Origin of the sequence: Chryseobacterium sp. SSA4.19 (assembly GCF_022601875.1) — a bacterium.
GTDB lineage: Bacteria > Bacteroidota > Bacteroidia > Flavobacteriales > Weeksellaceae > Chryseobacterium.
This window is the reverse complement of record NZ_JAKVIP010000007.1, coordinates 150,102-168,156: the sequence shown is the minus strand read 5'-3', so window position 1 is coordinate 168,156 and position 18,055 is coordinate 150,102. Positions and strand designations below refer to the sequence as shown.

Annotated in this window: 17 protein-coding genes and 1 tRNA gene; 17 read left to right on the top strand and 1 reads right to left on the bottom strand. The window is 37.9% G+C overall.

The features are described 5' to 3' along the window. Positions 1-127 precede the first annotated feature (127 nt). Positions 128-316 (top strand): PTS ascorbate transporter subunit IIC, encoded by a 189-nt coding sequence (locus tag MKJ01_RS07070; RefSeq protein WP_241612916.1) that lies wholly within the window; start codon positions 128-130, stop codon positions 314-316. 99 nt (positions 317-415) lie between these two features. Here MKJ01_RS07070 and MKJ01_RS07065 read toward each other — a convergent pair whose 3' ends face one another. Continuing rightward, positions 416-613, bottom strand: a complete 198-nt coding sequence (locus MKJ01_RS07065) for a hypothetical protein (protein WP_241612914.1) — start codon at positions 611-613, stop codon at positions 416-418. Positions 614-747: 134 nt separating this feature from the next. Between MKJ01_RS07065 and MKJ01_RS07060 the strand changes: the two genes are divergently transcribed. The 16 genes from MKJ01_RS07060 (at position 748) to MKJ01_RS06985 (ending at position 17,939) form a co-directional block, all read left to right on the top strand. Beyond that, positions 748-2,298, top strand: coding sequence for an aldehyde dehydrogenase family protein (locus tag MKJ01_RS07060; RefSeq protein ID WP_241612912.1), 1,551 nt, complete (start codon positions 748-750; stop codon positions 2,296-2,298). Between the two features lie 102 nt (positions 2,299-2,400). Next, complete coding sequence (gene lat / locus MKJ01_RS07055; protein WP_241612911.1) at positions 2,401-3,726, top strand: L-lysine 6-transaminase; 1,326 nt, start codon at positions 2,401-2,403, stop codon at positions 3,724-3,726. 61 nt (positions 3,727-3,787) lie between these two features. Then, positions 3,788-4,018 carry a hypothetical protein gene (locus tag MKJ01_RS07050; protein WP_241612909.1) on the top strand — a complete coding sequence of 77 codons (231 nt, stop codon included), beginning with the start codon at positions 3,788-3,790 and terminating at the stop codon, positions 4,016-4,018. A 237-nt stretch (positions 4,019-4,255) separates the two neighbouring features. Beyond that, positions 4,256-4,768 (top strand): GNAT family N-acetyltransferase, encoded by a 513-nt coding sequence (locus MKJ01_RS07045; protein ID WP_241612907.1) that lies wholly within the window; start codon positions 4,256-4,258, stop codon positions 4,766-4,768. 115 nt (positions 4,769-4,883) lie between these two features. Then, a complete protein-coding gene (locus MKJ01_RS07040; RefSeq protein WP_241612904.1) occupies positions 4,884-5,345 on the top strand; it encodes a hypothetical protein in 462 nt (153 codons plus the stop codon). Position 5,346: 1 nt separating this feature from the next. Further along, positions 5,347-6,534: an efflux RND transporter periplasmic adaptor subunit gene (locus MKJ01_RS07035; RefSeq protein WP_241612902.1), complete on the top strand. Its 1,188-nt coding sequence runs from the start codon at positions 5,347-5,349 to the stop codon at positions 6,532-6,534. Continuing rightward, positions 6,535-9,681, top strand: coding sequence for an efflux RND transporter permease subunit (locus MKJ01_RS07030; protein WP_241612900.1), 3,147 nt, complete (start codon positions 6,535-6,537; stop codon positions 9,679-9,681). It begins immediately after the preceding gene. Between the two features lie 67 nt (positions 9,682-9,748). Further along, positions 9,749-11,164, top strand: a complete 1,416-nt coding sequence (locus tag MKJ01_RS07025) for an efflux transporter outer membrane subunit (RefSeq protein ID WP_241612897.1) — start codon at positions 9,749-9,751, stop codon at positions 11,162-11,164. A gap of 213 nt (positions 11,165-11,377) precedes the next feature. Next, a tRNA-Ala gene (locus MKJ01_RS07020) sits at positions 11,378-11,454 on the top strand. A 420-nt stretch (positions 11,455-11,874) separates the two neighbouring features. Continuing rightward, positions 11,875-12,252, top strand: coding sequence for a hypothetical protein (locus tag MKJ01_RS07015; protein WP_241612895.1), 378 nt, complete (start codon positions 11,875-11,877; stop codon positions 12,250-12,252). A 122-nt stretch (positions 12,253-12,374) separates the two neighbouring features. Further along, positions 12,375-12,950 (top strand): C40 family peptidase, encoded by a 576-nt coding sequence (locus MKJ01_RS07010; protein WP_241612893.1) that lies wholly within the window; start codon positions 12,375-12,377, stop codon positions 12,948-12,950. Positions 12,951-13,116: 166 nt separating this feature from the next. Further along, on the top strand, positions 13,117-13,929 hold the full coding sequence (locus tag MKJ01_RS07005; RefSeq protein WP_241612891.1) for a 2,3,4,5-tetrahydropyridine-2,6-dicarboxylate N-succinyltransferase: 813 nt from the start codon (positions 13,117-13,119) through the stop codon (positions 13,927-13,929). A 30-nt stretch (positions 13,930-13,959) separates the two neighbouring features. Beyond that, positions 13,960-15,129, top strand: a complete 1,170-nt coding sequence (locus tag MKJ01_RS07000; RefSeq protein ID WP_241612889.1) for a glycosyltransferase family 87 protein — start codon at positions 13,960-13,962, stop codon at positions 15,127-15,129. Positions 15,130-15,133: 4 nt separating this feature from the next. Beyond that, positions 15,134-16,063: a glycosyltransferase family 2 protein gene (locus MKJ01_RS06995; protein ID WP_241612887.1), complete on the top strand. Its 930-nt coding sequence runs from the start codon at positions 15,134-15,136 to the stop codon at positions 16,061-16,063. 2 nt (positions 16,064-16,065) lie between these two features. Continuing rightward, positions 16,066-16,842, top strand: coding sequence for a polysaccharide deacetylase family protein (locus MKJ01_RS06990; RefSeq protein WP_241612885.1), 777 nt, complete (start codon positions 16,066-16,068; stop codon positions 16,840-16,842). Then, the gene (locus tag MKJ01_RS06985) at positions 16,839-17,939 is read left to right on the top strand and encodes a glycosyltransferase family 1 protein (RefSeq protein ID WP_241612883.1); all 1,101 of its coding nucleotides are present in this window, start codon (positions 16,839-16,841) and stop codon (positions 17,937-17,939) included. The genes MKJ01_RS06990 and MKJ01_RS06985 overlap by 4 nt, the downstream gene beginning before the upstream one ends. Positions 17,940-18,055 lie beyond the last annotated feature (116 nt).

Genomic DNA, 18,055 nt, shown 5'->3' with positions numbered 1-18,055 from the left:
GATAAGATTTGAAAAACTGGATATTACCTGGAAGAACCTGCACTTTTTAGCATTTTCTTTAAGGCTAATCAAAAAATTAAAAGTTTAAACAACTTCAATAAATAAATAAATAAATAAATAAATAAAGATGAAATCAGAAAAAGCTCAGAATCCTTCCGAAAGCAAAAGCAAAAAGTCTTTTGTCCTCAGGATCGATGAGTCTACTTACAAACTTCTGGAAAAATGGGCAAATGATGAATTCCGGAGTGTAAACGGACAGATTGAGTATTTGCTGCATCAGAGCTTAACTGATTCCGGAAGAAAGAAGAAAGGATAATCAGGATGATAATCATTCATGTTTAGCGGTGGATAGATTAACTATTCAAAAAAAAGCAGAGAAATTTCTCTGCTTTTTCAGTTCATATTATCAATTAAATTAATCAAAGATTGTTGAGAAGTAATTACTGATGACCGTCCAGAAATTTTTACCGAGAAAGTAAATAAGAGTAGAGGTAATGATGCCTTTAACAGTGAAAAATATAATTCCTCCTATCCCAAACTTTTTTACCAGGCTTTTCCACTTAGAGGATTTCTTTTCTTCTGCCGGTTCCTGTATCGTTTTATTATTTTCCATTTCTGAAATGCAAGTGATTACTGTACAAAGATAAGCATGTTTATAATTAGTCCAAATAAAAAAGACTGTAAAATTAAAATTTTGCAGTTCGCGTAATATTTTTAACTTTAGGGAAAACGAAAAGTAAAATTTTTATGTCTAAAAAAGTAAAGGATTTTGGAATTGAAAAAACACTCAAAAATCTAGGGATCAAAGAAGAAAACAAGGGGACTTCATCGGGCGGAAAATACTTTGCATCAGGGAAAACTATAGAGAGCTACTCTCCTGTAGACGGAAAGCTGATTGCTAAAATTAAGACTTCCGCAGAATCTGATTACGACAAAGTAATTGAAACGGCTCAAAAAGCATTTAAAGAGTTCAGGCTTATTCCGGCTCCTAAAAGAGGGGAGCTTGTAAGGCAGCTTGGCCAGAAATTAAGAACATATAAAGATGATTTAGGAAAGCTTGTTTCTTATGAAATGGGTAAATCTTTACAGGAAGGATTAGGGGAAGTTCAGGAAATGATCGACATCTGTGATTTTGCGGTAGGAGTTTCAAGACAGCTTCACGGATATACCATGCACTCGGAGAGACCGGGACACAGAATGTATGAGCAGTACCATCCGCTTGGCGTATTGGGAATCATTACCGCTTTTAACTTTCCGGTAGCCGTTTGGGCCTGGAATACAGCTTTGGCTTGGATCTGCGGAAATGTAACGATCTGGAAGCCCTCAGAAAAAACACCGCTTTGTGCCATTGCCTGCCAGAATATCATGAATGAAGTTTTAAAGGAAAACAATCTCTATGACGGAATTTCAAGCGTTTTGGTTTCAGATCATGAAATCGGACAAAAATTAGTAGATGATAAAAGAGTTTCCCTGATTTCATTCACCGGCTCTACAAGGGTCGGAAGAATGGTATCTTCAAAAGTTGCCGAAAGATTCGGGAAATCCATCCTTGAATTGGGAGGAAATAATGCCATCATCATCTCTAAAGATGCAGACATTGATATGTCGATCATCGGAGCGGTTTTCGGAGCCGTAGGAACTGCCGGACAAAGATGTACCTCAACAAGAAGGCTGATCATTCATGAAAGCGTGTATGATGAAGTGAAAAACAGACTGGTAAAAGCATATGGACAACTGAAGATCGGGAATCCGCTGGATGAAAGCAACCACGTAGGACCGCTTATTGATAAAGCTGCCGTTACCCAGTACGAGGAATCGATCAGAAAATGCAAAGAAGAAGGCGGAAATTTCGTGGTTGAAGGTGAAGTTCTTCAGGGCAAAGGGTATGAATCCGGCTGCTACGTAAAACCATGTATCGCCGAAGTACAGAATTCTTATGAAATCGTTCAGCATGAAACTTTTGCTCCGATCCTATACCTGATCAAATACAATACATTAGATGAAGCCATTGCAATCCAGAATGATGTTCCGCAGGGATTGTCATCTGCTATTATGACCCAAAACTTAAGAGAAGCTGAACTGTTCCTTTCCCATGCAGGCTCAGACTGCGGAATTGCCAATGTCAATATCGGGACTTCCGGTGCCGAAATCGGCGGAGCGTTCGGTGGTGAAAAAGAAACCGGCGGCGGCAGGGAGTCTGGTTCGGATGTCTGGAAATACTATATGAGACGCCAAACCAACACTATCAATTACACAACAAATCTTCCTCTGGCACAAGGAATTAAATTTGACTTATAAAAGTATCACTTTAAACTAAACCATTTAAAATTAAAAGATGAATAATTTAATGAAGCAGAATGCCTTGATTTTTAATCTTTTAATAAATTTCAATTCACAAATATGGAACAAACAATAGATATACAGGCAAATAAAGTTAAAGAGACCATTGGCAGACACGTACTGGCAGACGGTTTTGATTTCGTAATGGATATTGAAAAATCACAGGGGTCTTGGCTTTATGATAAGCTCACCAACAAAAAATATCTGGATATGTTTTCGATGTTTGCTTCGGCTTCCATCGGTTATAACCATCCTTACCTGATGGAAAAATCAGAATGGCTGGGAAAAATGGCAGTTAATAAACCGACCCTTGCAGATGTTTACTCAGAAGAATATGCACATTTTCTGGAGGTTTTTGAAAGGGTAGTAATTCCTAAAGAGCTTCAGTATGCTTTCTTTATCGAAGGTGGTTCATTAGGGGTTGAAAATGCCATGAAAGCATGTTTCGACTGGAAAACCAAAAAGAATTTTGAAAAAGGGCTCGATCTTGAAGCGGGTATCTGTATCCATTTCAGACAGGCATTCCATGGAAGAAGCGGTTATACCTTAAGCTTAACCAATACTTCTGATCCCAGAAAATATCAGTATTTCCCTATGTTTGACTGGCCGAGAATCTTAAATCCTAAGCTGACTTTCCCAATCACAGAGGAAAATTTAGAAGAAACCATCAGAAACGAAAGATTGGCATTGCTGAATATTGAAGAAGCCATCCTGATGAACCCTAACAAAGTAGCCTGCATTATTATCGAGCCGATCCAGGCAGAAGGCGGCGACAATCATTTCAGGGACGAATTCCTAATGGGTATCAGAAAGATCTGTGACCAGCATGAGATCCTTCTTATTTTTGATGAAGTCCAGACCGGTATTGGCATTACAGGTAAAATGTGGGCTTTCCAGCACTTTACTGCGAAGCCGGACATCATTTCTTTCGGTAAAAAAGCCCAGGTATGCGGTGTCTTGGCAAATAAAGAAAAATTTGATGAAATCTCTGACAATGTATTCAGGGAGAGCTCTAGGATTAATTCAACATTTGGCGGAAACTTCATCGACATGCTGCGTTTCCAGTTGGTCATGGAAGTTATTGAAAAGGAAAACCTGGTAGAAAATGCAAGAACCGTAGGAAATTACCTGCTGGAAGGACTGAAAAAATTAGAGGAAAGATACCCTGAAAAACTGACCAATGCCAGAGGAAGGGGATTGATGTGTGCCATTGACCTGCCTACCCACGAGCAAAGAAACTTATTAAGAGATGAGCTTTGGAAAGATGGAATGATCATTCTGGCATGCGGAGACCAGTCGCTTCGTTTCAGACCTCATCTGAATGTAACTCAAGAGGAAATTCAGCTTGCACTGGATAAAATTGAAAACAATATTAACAAAATTTAAACTTTAGACTTGTAATTTTCAAAAAATTGTTATAAATTTAAATACTTAAACGAGACAGAACATGGAAAGAAGTACAAGAGTATCAGTTTTTGAAAGCGACAAACCGGCAGAAATCCAATTGATAAAATCCAAACTGGACGATGCCCAAATTACCAATGAAGTTGAAAACAATTACCTTACTTTTACCACTACGCCAACGGCTACATCGTTAAAAGTAATGGTAGATCTGGAAGATGAAAAAAAAGCATTCGAGATCATCGATGCTTATCTCCAGCAAAGTGAAAATCAATAAAAACAATTTCATAATTTTAAATTTTACTACTTCAAACCGAAAATTAATTCCAATTAGTTTTCGGTTTTTTAATTGAATCTTTTATCCATAAACTGCTTGCTTTTTAACTTTAAAAGCCAGATTGGTTATATGCAATATAATCAGATATTATCTTGTGATAATTATAAAATCAATTAATTGATAAATGATTAGTATTGAAAGGAAAACAAGGCAAGCTATTTACAAATTTTTACAGCAATGAATTCAGAAATCAGATTAAGAAAAGCAGAAGCCGGAGACCGTGATATGATCTGGACTATTATACAGCAGGCTATTGAAAGAAGAAAAAAAGACGGAAGTACACAATGGCAGGACGGATATCCAAACCTGGGAACGGTAGAAAATGATATTGAGAAAGGCTTTGGATATGTAATGACTGTCAATGGTGAAATTGCAGTATACACGGCACTGATCTTAAATGATGAGCCCGCTTACAGTACCATTGACGGAGCCTGGCTGAGTAACGGAGAATTTGTTGTAGTTCACCGGGTGGCAGTTGATGAAAAATTTGCTGGTCAGGGAATGGTGAAGAAACTGTTTGACCTTATTGAAGAATTCACGAAGTCTCAGGGGATCCAAAGTGTTAAAGTGGATACGAATTTTGATAATATAGCCATGCTTAAAATTCTTGAAAGTAAAGGATACAGTTACTGCGGCGAAGTTTTTTTGGCGGGCGGAATGAGAAAAGCTTTTGAAAAAATCATAATTTAATAATAATAAAAATCTGTCTTATTGATTTTTTATAACACAATTTATATATAAACTCTATTAAGTTTGTTCGGTTAGTTCTGAACTAATTTATATTTTTGCATCAAATTTATATACCATGCATAAGAGTATAGAAATTGATGAAAGAATTTTTCAGGAAGCTGTAAAATTTTACGGTACTGTATTCAGCTTACCTCCATTGGCTTCAAAAATTTATGCCTACCTGCTTTTTGATTATCATAAAGCAGGCATAACTTTTGACGAGTTTGTCGAAGTGCTTAGTGCGAGCAAAAGTTCTGTTTCTACAAGCCTTTCGCTGCTTCTAAATGCAGAACTTATTGTAGATCACAATAAAATGGATGAACGGAAACGGTATTTTTTTATCAATGACGGTTATAAAAAGTTACGATTTGAAAAGATTGTTCAGAAAATGCACGATGAATTAAAGCTTCTGGATGATTTGGATCATTTCAAAAAAAACCGTGATGACGGATATGGCAATGACCAGAAGATGGAAGCCTACAAAGCACTTTTAAATAAAAATATAATAAATATTCAGGAATCTCTAAATAAACTATAAAATGAACAATAAGCTACTTATACTTTCTGTTGCAGCACTTTCTTTAACAGCCTGCAAAAAAGAAGCTCCGAAACAGGATGGCCCGAAACCATATCCTGTGGTAAATGTAGAGGCGAAAAATATAGTAGGTTACCAAACATTTCCTGCCACCATCCAGGGAAGGGTAAATAATGATGTCCGTGCGAAAATTCAGGGATATATCACTCAGCTTTTGGTGGATGAAGGACAATATGTTACCAAAGGACAGCCTCTGTTTCGTCTGGAAACAAATATTTTAAGCCAGAATGCAGCGGCATCCAAAGCAGGGATCGGTGCAGCGGAATCTAATATTGCAGCGGCACAGGCAGCCGTAAGCGCAGCCAATGTGGAAGTAAACAAACTGAAGCCGCTTGTTCAGAAAAATATTATCAGCAACGTCCAACTACAGACTGCACAGGCAAATCTAGCACAGGCACAAGCCCAATTACAGCAGGCCAGGGCTGCTAAAAGCCAGGCGGTTGCCAATTACAAAGGAGTGGAGGCTAATATTGAATATTCTATCATACGGGCACCTATTTCAGGTGTTATCGGTAAGCTTCCTTTAAAAGTAGGAAGTTTGGTAGGGCCTTCCGACCAGACCCCTTTAACAACGATATCAGATACCTCTGAGATTTATGCTTATTTTTCAATGAATGAAAAAGAATACTTTGATTTCCTGGAAAAATCCAAAGGTGCCAGCATGCCAGAAAAAATTAAAAACCTTCCGATGGTTGAATTACAGTTGGCCAACGGAAGTCTTTATCCTGAAAAAGGAAGAGTGGAAGCCATCACGGGGCAGATTGATCCTACCACAGGAACCATTCAGTTCAGAGTAAGCTTCAAAAATGCCCAGAAATTGTTAAGCAACGGAAACAGCGGAACCATCAGGCTGCCAAAAGCGTATGATAATGTCCTGGCAATTCCGGAAAGTGCTACTTATGAGCAGCAGGGTATTGTATATGTATACAAAGTGGACAAAGGAGATACTGCAAGAAATGTAGTTATTAACGTCATTGACAGGATAGACAATATGGCGCTTATCAAATCAGGAGTCAATAAAGGCGAAACAATTGTTGCGGCAGGTATCGGTGCTCTAAAACCGGGTACGGCCATAAAGCCGAAGCCTGTAAAAATGGATAGCCTTGTTGAATCTATAAAACCGAAATTCTAAATGATTAAAAATTTTATAAACAGACCGGTTTTATCTACCGTAATTTCCATCCTGATTGTTATTCTTGGGATTTTGGGGTTGATTTCGCTGCCGGTGACACAGTATCCTGATATTGCACCGGCAACGGTAAGCGTAAGGGCAAATTATACAGGAGCCAATGCTGAAACGGTGATGAAAAGTGTTGTTGTTCCTCTCGAAGAACAGATCAACGGGGTTGAGGGAATGGACTATATTACCTCAACAGCCGGGAATGACGGTTCAGCACAAATTCAGGTGTTTTTTAAGCAGGGCGTTAATGCAGATATTGCTGCAGTAAACGTACAGAACCGTGTGGCCAGAGCAAGCCCGCTTCTTCCTAGTGAAGTTACCCGTTCGGGGGTGGTTACACAGAAACAGCAGACCAGTGCTTTGATGTACCTTTCTTTTTATTCTGAGAATAAAAATATTGATGATGTATACCTTCAGAATTTTTTAAATATCAACGTAATTCCGGATCTTCAGAGGATTAACGGAGTAGGGGAAGCCAATGTTTTCGGAGGCAAAAATTATTCAATGAGAATATGGCTTGATCCTGCTAAACTTGCCGCCTACGGAATCACACCGGCTGAAGTTACTGCTGCCATTAATGATCAGAGCAGGGAAGCTGCTGCAGGATCTTTAGGACAGAATAGCGGAAGCTCTTTTGAATATATCATTAAATATGTAGGCAAGTTCAGCGAAAAGGAGCAATATGATGATATTATTATCAAATCTCTTCCTGATGGACAAAACTTAATGTTGAAAGATGTTGCGAAAGTTGAATTGGGTGGCTTATCATATAGTGGAATCGGTGAAAATGGGGATAACCCGTCCATCAGTATGGGAGTTTTCCAGACTCCGGGATCCAATGCCCAGGAAATTATTGAAAACATCAAAAAACAGCTGAAAGAGAATGAAAGTTCTTATCCCGAAGGTGTTAAATATACGTTTAACTTTGATACCAATGAATTTTTGGATGCATCCATTGAAAAAGTAATTCATACGCTGATAGAAGCATTTATTCTGGTATTTATCGTAGTTTATATTTTCTTACAGGATTTCAGATCGACATTAATCCCGGCCATCGCGGTTCCGGTATCTATTGTAGGAACATTCTTCTTTCTGAACCTTTTCGGATATTCATTAAACTTACTGACGCTTTTTGCTTTGGTACTGGCTATCGGTATCGTAGTGGATGATGCCATCGTCGTCGTCGAGGCGGTCCATGCTAAAATGGAGCACGGAATTCCTGATGCAAAAAAAGCCACGATTGAAGCAATGGATGAAATCACCGGAGCAATTATTTCAATTACCTTAGTAATGGCAGCGGTATTTATTCCCGTTACATTCATTACAGGTCCAACCGGTGTATTTTATCAGCAGTTCGGGATCACATTGATTATTGCCATTATCATCTCAGCGGTTAATGCATTAACTTTAAGTCCGGTGTTATGTTCATTATTTTTAAAACCTCATGAAGATCATCATGAAGGATATAAGGATAAGAATTTCATCCAGAAGTTCTTTTATAAGTTCAATATAGGCTTTAAAACAGCTACAGACCGCTATGGAAGAGGGTTTAATTTTTTGATCAAGCATAAGTGGGTAACCTTGGTAATTCTTGTGGTGACCGGAGGAATTATTTACTGGGCTAACGGCAGTATGAAAAAAGGATTTGTACCGACTGAAGACAGAGGAATTATATTCACCGATGTACAGCTTCCGCCGGGAGCATCCATGGAGAGAACTTACAATGTTCTGAAAACGCTGCAGAAAAATGCGATGAAAATACCAGGAATCCAGAATGTCACCATTTCTACGGGTAGAGGATTATTATCCGGAAACGGAAGTAATAATGGACTTGCTTTCATTAAATTAAAGCCATTTGATGATAGAAAAGGAGACGGTTTATCATCGGAAGAGATTTCCAAACGGCTATTCGGCCTGGCAGGAAAAGTACCGGATGCGAAAGTTGTATTCTTCCAGCCGCCAAGTGTACCGGGATTCGGGAACAGTGCAGGTTTTGAGATGGTACTTTTAGACAAATCAGGAGGCGATTTTGCACAATTGGATGCAAAAACGAATGAATTTATCGGTAATTTAATGCAGCGTCCGGAAATTGAATTTGCACAGACTTCATTCAACACAAAATATCCTCAGTATATGATGGAGATTAATGTTCCGCTGGCAAAACAAAAAGGAGTTTCAGTGAATGATATCTTATCAACCATGCAGGGATATATCGGAGGAATTTACGGTGCCGACTTTACCAAATACGGAAAGCAGTTCAGGGTAATGATTCAGGCACTTCCCGAAGACCGGATGAATGCAGATAACCTTAACCAGTATTATATTAAAACCAGTTCGGGAGAAATGTCACCAATTTCACAGTTTGTGACGTTGACAAAAACTTATGGTCCTCAGTCAGTAGGGCGTTATAACCTTTTTACTTCCGTAAAGATTACCGGAGCAAACAAAGCCGGCTTCAGTTCAGGAGATGCCATTACTGCAGTACAGCAGGTTGCCAAAGAAACACTGGATCAGAACTATGATGTTGAATTTACAGGTCTTACCAGAGAAGAATTGAGCTCGGGATCTCAGACCTTGCTGATCTTTGCTTTGAGTCTGGTATTTGTATATTTTATTCTTTCCGCTCAGTATGAAAGTTATATTTTACCTTTGGTTGTGGTCATTTCACTTCCGCTTGGGGTAATGGGTGCCTATTTCGGGCAAAAGATTATGGGGCTTGAAAATAACATTTACTTCCAGATTGCATTGATTATGTTGGTAGGCTTATTAGCTAAAAATGCCATTTTGATTATTGAATTTGCCGTTCAGAGAAGGCATCACGGAGAAACGATCGTTGAGTCGGCGATCAATGCGGCAAAAGCTAGATTAAGACCGATTTTAATGACTTCTCTGGCCTTTATCTTTGGCCTACTACCATTGGTATTAGCGAGCGGAATCGGTGCCGTAGGTAACCGATCCATTGCGACAGGTGCTTCTATCGGCTTATTGATAGGTACTATTTTGGGAGTATTTGTCATTCCGGTCTTATATGTGGTTTTCCAGACTCTGCAGGAAAAAATAAAACCTATCAAGCAACAAGATATCAATTTAGCAGAATAAATTAATGATCAGAAGATCAGAAGTCAGGAATTTTCCGGCTTCTGATTTTTATTAACTTCTATTTACAATGAAGAGTATTTTAAACATCATAAAAGGAATTACTTTTTCCGTTACGATTCTTGCAACCGTATCATCCTGTATGGTAAGGAAAGAATACCAGAGACCGGATAAAGTGGTTGATGAAAAGCTTTACCGTACCGATATGCTATCTTCAGATAGTACAAATATCGCCAATGTTTCATGGAAAGAAATTTTCACGGATCCCATACTTCAGGGCCATATTTCAAAAGCCCTTGAAAATAACCTGGATATCAGGATTGCTCTGCAGAATATAGTTTCCGCAGAATCCTATTTAAAACAAAGCAAAGCGGCATATCAGCCTACTTTATCCATAGGGCCAAACTACACGTTCCAGACCCAGTCTATTAATACGCAGTTCGGGCAGATTATCGGAGAGAGAAGATATGTTAATCAGTTTGATATCACTGCCAGTATCGGATGGGAAGCTGATATCTGGGGCCGATTGAAATCCCAGGAAAGAGCACAGTTTGCTGCTTATCTGTCTACTGTCGCGGCTCATAAAGCAGTTAAAAGTGATCTTGTGGCATCAGTTGCTTCATCATATTACCAATTGCTGACCTATGATGCCCAAAAGAAAATCATTACGGAAACCATTGCGCTCCGTGAGAGAAACTTAGAAACAACAAAAGCTTTAAAAATAGCGGGTACTTTAACAGAGGTCGCGGTACAGCAGAGCGAAGCCTTGGTATTCAATGCCCAATCATTATTGATTGACATTGATACCCAGATCCAGCTCCTGGAAAATACAATGAGCCTGTTAATGGGTGAGCCGTCACGCACTATAGAAAGGTCCACGCTGGAATCCCAAAAGCTTCCGGTTGATGTTAAGTTAGGATATCCGGCACAGTTGCTTGCCAACCGTCCTGATGTGATGAGAGCGGAATATAACCTGATCAATACCTTTGAACTGACCAATGCCGCAAAAGCCCAGTTTTATCCCACTTTAAGGCTTACCGGGAGCGGTGGTGTACAGTCGGTGGATATTGATCATTTATTCAGTGTAAATTCATTATTTGCAAATGTTGTGGCGGGCCTGGCGCAGCCGATTTTAAACAGAAGAGCCATCAGAACCAACTATGAAGTAAGCCTTGCTAATCAGCAAACCGCTTATCTCAACTTCAGGAAAACAGTTCTTACCGCCGGAAAAGAAGTTTCAGATGCAATCAGGGTATTTTCGGTACAGGATTCTTTTATCGAACTGAAACAAAAGGAATTAAATGCCTACAAGAACTCAGTAGAATATTCTCAGGAATTGGTTAATTACGGGATGGCCAATTATCTGGAAGTATTGAATGCCAGCGTAAACTCTTTAAATGCTGAGTTAAACATCGCCAATGCAGAATATAATAAAATGAGAGCTGCCGTAGAGCTTTATCAGGCGCTCGGTGGAGGCTGGAAATAATTTATTAAATCAACACTATTAAAATGCATGTTAAAAATTAACATGCATTTTTTATAAATTAAGATTAAAAAGATTACTTATAAATCACTGATAATTAATCATTAATTTAAAACATAGGTAAAAAATTTTAAAATATTCAACAATAAATACATAAATTATTTGCAGATTTATTTTAAATACTTACTTTTGTACCGCTTCAAAACAGAAGTATCCGGGGGATTGGCGCAGTTGGCTAGCGCGTTTGACTGGCAGTCAAAAGGTCACGGGTTCGAATCCCGTATTCTCCACCAAAATAAAGCTCTTCGATCGAAGAGCTTTATTTTTTTATAGTCATATTGCAATCATATAAAATAACCCCTGAATTTATTTTATTTTCAGAAGTGGCACAGTAATTGAAAAGTAAAATTCAACTATTAAAATATAAACATTTAAGGAACCTCAAATATTCCTGGCATTATTGTCAGGAATATTTTATGATTAAAATGTGACGTTTCTTAATCGATGAATTTCCTAAAGAAAACGCAAATGCAAAAGTGCATTAATTTCAAACAATTTCTTTTTTTATTAAATAAATCTCATTTATAAAGCAGTATAATTATTCAAATCAAATAAAAATTATATATTTGTTAACATTAAAAATAGATTTTAAATATATGAGTTATTCCTTAATAACTCTAATAAAATTTAATAATATAATTACCTTATAAACTATGAAGAAAATATTTTTACTTTTATTAACTGCTTTTTTATTGATTGGTTGTAATGAAGATGAAGACAACATTTATGATTTTATCGGAACATGGACCGGAACTTATGAGGGGACTGAGAAAGGCAGCTGGAATATTGTAGTGGCAACCGACGGAAAAGTAACCGGGACCATGCACTCTGATCAGACCACTGAAAATTATGCTATTTCCGGGCAGCTTAGTGAAACGGGAGACCTGACAGCTGTTGTAGGAATGCCTGAAGACGGAGAATTCAGAGGAACACTGATGAGAGAAGATAAAAAAGCGTCAGGCACATGGACAAACTCAGTACCTACGCCCATACGATCAGGCACATGGAAAGGTGAAAAAACATCTAAATAAAATCACTGTAATATAAAAAAAGCTATTCCAAGGAATAGCTTTTTTGCTTTAATTCCTACCACACATTCAACATAATTTATTTATATTTGTAAGCATATTCAGGGCAGAAACAAAAAAGAAATATGATGAACAGCTTGAATTATGAAAATTTAAACCTAAGAAACATTTATATTTTGCTCGTTGCTTCTACAGTTTTAATTTCTTGCGGAAGCACAAAAAAAATTGCAGTGCACAAGAATCCACACACTGCAGTGTCTGTTAAAAAGGCTGAAAACCTCCGTAAACTCGACTCTGAGTTTAACGGAAATATTCCTAAATCAATTAATGAAATTTTAAAGGATGCTGAAAAATACCTCGGGGCTCCCTATAAATTTGGGGGAAGTACATCTTCAGGTTTTGACTGTTCAGGTTTTGCATTAAAAGTTTTTGAAGAAAATAATTATCAGCTTCCCAGAAGGTCAGCCGATCAGGCAACAGCCGGAAAAGAAATTGATATCAGAGACGTGAAGCCGGGAGATCTTTTATTTTTCTCGACAGCAGGAGGAAGCCGTGTTTCCCACGTTGGTATCGTTCATGATATCGGAAATGGCGGTGAAGTGAAATTCATCCATGCTTCAACAACAAAAGGGGTTATTATTTCATCCCTCAATGAAACCTATTGGAACAAAGCTTATTTGCATGCCCAGAGAATACTCTAAAAGATAAAGGGTAGTTTTGCTTATTGAATTAAAGTTACAGAAGAAACTTTTTTTGTTTATCTGATGTCTTTTTCAAAATACTTTAAAGCCATTAAACAAGACCGCCCTTCAAATATTTTCCTGAACTTTTTTGTATCTTTGGCGCTGATAATTTTAAACCATAAACATGTCGTTACAACAGACCATTGAAAATATTTGGGACAACAGAGACCTTTTACAGAATGAAGACAGTCAGAAAGCCATCAGAGAAGTTATTTCTCTATTGGATGCAGGGACGCTCCGTGTAGCTGAACCTACAGAAAACGGCTGGCAGGTGAATGAATGGGTGAAAAAAGCAGTGGTGATGTATTTCCCGATTCAGAAAATGGAGACGATTGAAGTAGGCCCGTTTGAATTTCATGATAAAATTCCTTTGAAGAGAAACTATGCTGAAAAAGGAGTGAGGGTAGTACCTCATGCCATTGCGAGAGAAGGTTCTTTTGTGGCTTCAGGTGTTATTTTGATGCCTTCTTATGTCAATATCGGAGCTTATGTAGATTCAGGAACGATGGTGGATACCTGGGCAACGGTGGGAAGCTGTGCGCAAATCGGTAAAAATGTCCATTTAAGCGGTGGTGTTGGAATCGGTGGCGTTCTGGAACCGCTTCAGGCCGCTCCGGTTATTATTGAAGATGATTGTTTCATCGGCTCAAGATGCATTGTAGTAGAAGGTGTTCATGTAGAAAAAGAAGCTGTTCTGGGAGCCAATGTTGTATTGACTGCTTCAACCAAAATCATTGATGTTACAGGAGATGCACCGGTTGAAATTAAAGGTAGGGTGCCTGCACGTTCCGTGGTTATTCCGGGAAGTTATACAAAGCAATATCCTGCCGGGGAATATCAGGTACCCTGTGCACTGATCATCGGTCAGAGAAAAGAATCCACGGATAAAAAAACATCTTTAAATGATGCGCTGAGAGATAATAATGTAGCTGTGTAAGACCTTATTTTAAACTCATACATTACCATTTTGAAAGATAAATTTCTTAAAATACTGCTAAACCCTAAATATATATTTGGGGTTTATCTTATTATAGCAGTGCTTACGGCAATTTCCAAGTATTCAAGGGGAAATTATGCAATTAACAATTACCTGATTTTTAAAAGCGTGTTTTTCAATACCCGCGATCAGACGAATCTGTTTACGGAATATCCGGACCGGTTTTTTGACATGAACCATTACGGTGTTTTTTTCAGTGTACTTATTGCTCCTTTTGCCCTGATGCCGGACTGGTTGGGAATCACTCTGTGGAATGCTGCCAATACGTTTATCTTCATTTACGCCATCCATAAGCTTCCTTTTTCTGATGCAAAAAAAGCATTGTTTGCCTTATTCTGCCTTCAGGAATATATTACCGCAGCTTTAAGTCTTCAGTTTAATGTGGCATTAACAGGACTTCTCTTATTACCGGCGATATACATTTATGAAAGAAAAGAAATAAAATCCGTAACAGCTATCTTAGTAGGCGTCTTTGTCAAAATTTATGGGATTGTAGGACTTTCCCAGTTCTTTTTTATAAAAAACAAAACAAAATTTATACTTTCAGGATTGGTCGTTGCTGTTCTGTTCTTTATACTGCCCATGGCTTATTCAAGTCCAAAATTTGTCATACAATGCTATTCGGACTGGTTTCAGTCGATTATCGAAAAAAACAGCGCTAACCAGGTGCTGGGAAATATGCAGGACATTTCACTGATGGGTTTTGTAAGAAGGATTTTAGGAGATGCCTCCATTTCCAATCTAATTTTTCTTGCATTTGGACTGCCGCTCTTCGCGTTGCCCTATATCAGGATCAAACAATATAAAAACTATGCATTCCAGTTAATGATCCTGGCCTCAACACTGCTGTTTCTGGTATTGTTCAGTTCCAGCTCAGAATCACCGACTTATATCATAGCCGTTACAGGTATAATGATCTGGTTCTTCCTTCAGAAAGAAAGAACGCCTCTTACCATAGGCTTGCTGGTTTTTGTCATTATTTTCACCTGTTTCTCCACATCAGACCTGTTTCCGAAATTTGTAAAAGAGAATTATATTATCAAATATTCTTTAAAAGCCGTACCTTGCATTGTAGTGTGGCTAAGGGTAATCTATGAACTTTTAACCAAAGATTTCGAGAAAAACTACAGCGTCAATTAATTGTATGAAGAAAATTTCAATCGTCATTCCTGCGCATAACGAAGAAGGAAATATTGCTTTGGTACATGAAAAAATCAGTCAGGTTTTTTCCGGACTGAGCGATTATGATTTTGAAATTATTTTTGTTAATGACGGGAGCAGGGATCATACCCAACAAAGATTAGAAGAGCTTTCAAAAAAATATGCTGAAGTAAAATTCATTGAGTTTTCAAGGAATTTCGGACATCAGCCTGCCGTAAAAGCGGGAATGGACCATGCGCACGGCAATGCGGTGATTTCTATGGATGGTGATCTTCAGCATCCGCCGGAACTCATTCCTGAAATGATCAGAAAATGGGAAGAAGGCTACGATATTGTGTTTACCGTAAGAAAATATCCCAAAGAAATTTCTTTATTCAAACGGAAAACTTCAGATTTCTTTTATAAAATACTTTCAAAAATGTCCGATGTTAATCTGACCAAAGGCGGCGGTTCAGATTTTCGATTGATGGATGCTAATGCAGTTGAAGTCATGAGAACATTTAATGAAGATGATTTATTTTTAAGGGGACTCACAAGCTGGATGGGTTTTAAACAAACCGGAATTGAATTTACAGCCAATGAAAGACTTTCCGGGCAGAGCAGCTACAACCTTAAAAAGATGATCACGTTTGCCTTTACAGGAATTACGGCATTCAGCGTAAAACCGCTTTATATTGCCGCTTATCTTGGGTTTTTATTTTCAGGGCTTTCTGTAGTCGGATATGGAATTTATGTCATTCATTCATTCATTACAAAAACTGAAATCTCAGGATGGGCTTCATTAATTATGACCATCGTTTTCTTTGGAGGTTTACAGCTGATCATTTTAGGGATCATAGGAATTTATTTAGGCAAAATCTTTAAACAGGTCAAAGAAAGACCTAATTATATTATAAAAAATAAAAATTTTTAACAATGGTTCTATTAAGTTTTGACATTGAGGAATTTGATATGCCATTGGAGTACAAAGGTGAAATCCCTCTTGAAAAGCAGATTTCAATTTCTCAAGCGGGGCTTCAGAAAATTCTGGATCTCCTTCAAAAACATCAGGTAAAAGCTACTTTTTTTTCAACCGTAGTATTTGCTGAAAACAGTAAATATCTGATAGAAAGGCTATTGAGCGAAGGTCATGAACTGGCTTCCCATACTTGGTTCCATTCAGATTTTGAAGAAAAGCACCTGAAGGAATCAAAAGACAGACTCGAGAAATTATTCTCTACTAAAGTAACGGGATTGAGGATGCCGAGAATGATGCCAGTCAGTAAAAATGCAGTTGAAGATGCCGGATATTCATATAATTCATCAATCAATCCTACATTTCTACCGGGAAGATACAACAACCTGAAAGTCTCCAGAACCTATTTTAAAGAAGGAGACGTCACACAAATTCCTGCTTCGGTATCTCCGAATTTCAGGATTCCTTTATTCTGGCTGAGCTTTCATAATTTCCCGTTGGCATTGTATAAGAAACTGGCTTCAGACACTTTAAAAAAAGACGGTTACCTGAACGTTTACTTTCACCCCTGGGAATTTGCGGCGATTAAAGAAGAGGCATTTAAATTGCCCGGTTTTACCGTGAAAAACTCAGGACAGGATATGGTGGAGCGTTTTGACGGGTTTATTTCCTGGCTTAAAAATAAAAATTATACCTTCGGAACCTTTCAGGAATTCCAGAAAAAGATTGAATCATGAAGATTGCTTACGATGCCAAGAGATTTTTTCATAATACTTCAGGTTTAGGGAATTACTCCAGAGACCTTGTAAGAATTATGTCTGAATTTTTTCCTAACAACAAATATATTTTACTTAATAAAAACCAATCGAAACGGGGAAAGGATATTCTTAAAAAAGGAAATGTGCGTTTTGTGCAGACATCGGACGGAATGATGTCACGGCAGTTAAAAATGGGGAAAGATGCGCAGGAACAGCATGCAGATATTTTTCATGGATTATCTGGTGAACTTCCTTTGAAATGGGATAAGAAATCTATAAAAAAAATAGTTACCATCCACGATCTGATTTTTATCAGATATCCCCAATATTATTCATTTTTTGACCGTAAAATTCATCTCTGGAAATTTAAAAAGGCAGCTCATTCAGCACATAAGATTATTGCGATTTCCGAACAGACCAAACAGGATATTATCCGATTTTTAAAAGTCCCGGAAAGTAAAATTAAAGTGATTTATCAGGGCTGTCACCAGGCATTTAAGGAGCAGCAATCTGAAGAATTTGTAAAAAAAACAAAAGAAAAGTTCAGCCTTCCCGAACGGTTTGTCTTAAACGTAGGAACTATCGAGGAGCGGAAAAACCTATTAAATATTGTAAAAGCCATTAAAGGTACATCTATTCCTTTGGTCGTTATCGGAAGAAAAACAAAATACTTCAGAAAGATCGAGCAGTTCATCAAGAAAAATAAAATGGAAAAGCAGATTTATTTTCTGGAAGGTGTATCAATGGATGAGCTTGCAGTAATCTATAAGCTGGCTGATATCTTCGTATACCCAAGTTTTTTTGAAGGCTTTGGGATCCCTGTTATTGAAGCACTGTTCTCAAAAACGGTTGTGGTGACCAGCAATACAAGCTGTCTTCCTGAAGCAGGCGGGCCCGATTCGGTATATATTGATCCTGAAAATGATGCTGATATTTCAGCCAAAATACAATTTCTCTGGAATAATGAATCTGAAAGAAAACGCCGTGCTGATAAGAGTTTTGAATTTGTTCAGAAGTTCAATGATGCACCGATTGCAAAGCAGCTTATGAACCTTTATCAAAAAATTATTTCATAGAATTCTTGGCCGTTTGAAAATAAGTCCTACCTTTGCAATACAAATTCCAACAATGAAACCGAATTTTTTAACAGTACATCATTATCATCATCATCTCTGCAGGACGGAATTGATTG

What these genes read in the sequence shown, in the direction of transcription:
- MKJ01_RS07070 (WP_241612916.1), top strand. Translation starts at nt 128, where the DNA reads ATGAAATCAGAAAAAGCTCAGAATCCTTCCGAAAGCAAAAGCAAAAAG.
- MKJ01_RS07065 (WP_241612914.1), bottom strand. Translation starts at nt 613, where the DNA reads ATGGAAAATAATAAAACGATACAGGAACCGGCAGAAGAAAAGAAATCC.
- MKJ01_RS07060 (WP_241612912.1), top strand. Translation starts at nt 748, where the DNA reads ATGTCTAAAAAAGTAAAGGATTTTGGAATTGAAAAAACACTCAAAAAT.
- lat (WP_241612911.1), top strand. Translation starts at nt 2,401, where the DNA reads ATGGAACAAACAATAGATATACAGGCAAATAAAGTTAAAGAGACCATT.
- MKJ01_RS07050 (WP_241612909.1), top strand. Translation starts at nt 3,788, where the DNA reads ATGGAAAGAAGTACAAGAGTATCAGTTTTTGAAAGCGACAAACCGGCA.
- MKJ01_RS07045 (WP_241612907.1), top strand. Translation starts at nt 4,256, where the DNA reads ATGAATTCAGAAATCAGATTAAGAAAAGCAGAAGCCGGAGACCGTGAT.
- MKJ01_RS07040 (WP_241612904.1), top strand. Translation starts at nt 4,884, where the DNA reads ATGCATAAGAGTATAGAAATTGATGAAAGAATTTTTCAGGAAGCTGTA.
- MKJ01_RS07035 (WP_241612902.1), top strand. Translation starts at nt 5,347, where the DNA reads ATGAACAATAAGCTACTTATACTTTCTGTTGCAGCACTTTCTTTAACA.
- MKJ01_RS07030 (WP_241612900.1), top strand. Translation starts at nt 6,535, where the DNA reads ATGATTAAAAATTTTATAAACAGACCGGTTTTATCTACCGTAATTTCC.
- MKJ01_RS07025 (WP_241612897.1), top strand. Translation starts at nt 9,749, where the DNA reads ATGAAGAGTATTTTAAACATCATAAAAGGAATTACTTTTTCCGTTACG.
- MKJ01_RS07015 (WP_241612895.1), top strand. Translation starts at nt 11,875, where the DNA reads ATGAAGAAAATATTTTTACTTTTATTAACTGCTTTTTTATTGATTGGT.
- MKJ01_RS07010 (WP_241612893.1), top strand. Translation starts at nt 12,375, where the DNA reads ATGATGAACAGCTTGAATTATGAAAATTTAAACCTAAGAAACATTTAT.
- MKJ01_RS07005 (WP_241612891.1), top strand. Translation starts at nt 13,117, where the DNA reads ATGTCGTTACAACAGACCATTGAAAATATTTGGGACAACAGAGACCTT.
- MKJ01_RS06995 (WP_241612887.1), top strand. Translation starts at nt 15,134, where the DNA reads ATGAAGAAAATTTCAATCGTCATTCCTGCGCATAACGAAGAAGGAAAT.
- MKJ01_RS06990 (WP_241612885.1), top strand. Translation starts at nt 16,066, where the DNA reads ATGGTTCTATTAAGTTTTGACATTGAGGAATTTGATATGCCATTGGAG.
- MKJ01_RS06985 (WP_241612883.1), top strand. Translation starts at nt 16,839, where the DNA reads ATGAAGATTGCTTACGATGCCAAGAGATTTTTTCATAATACTTCAGGT.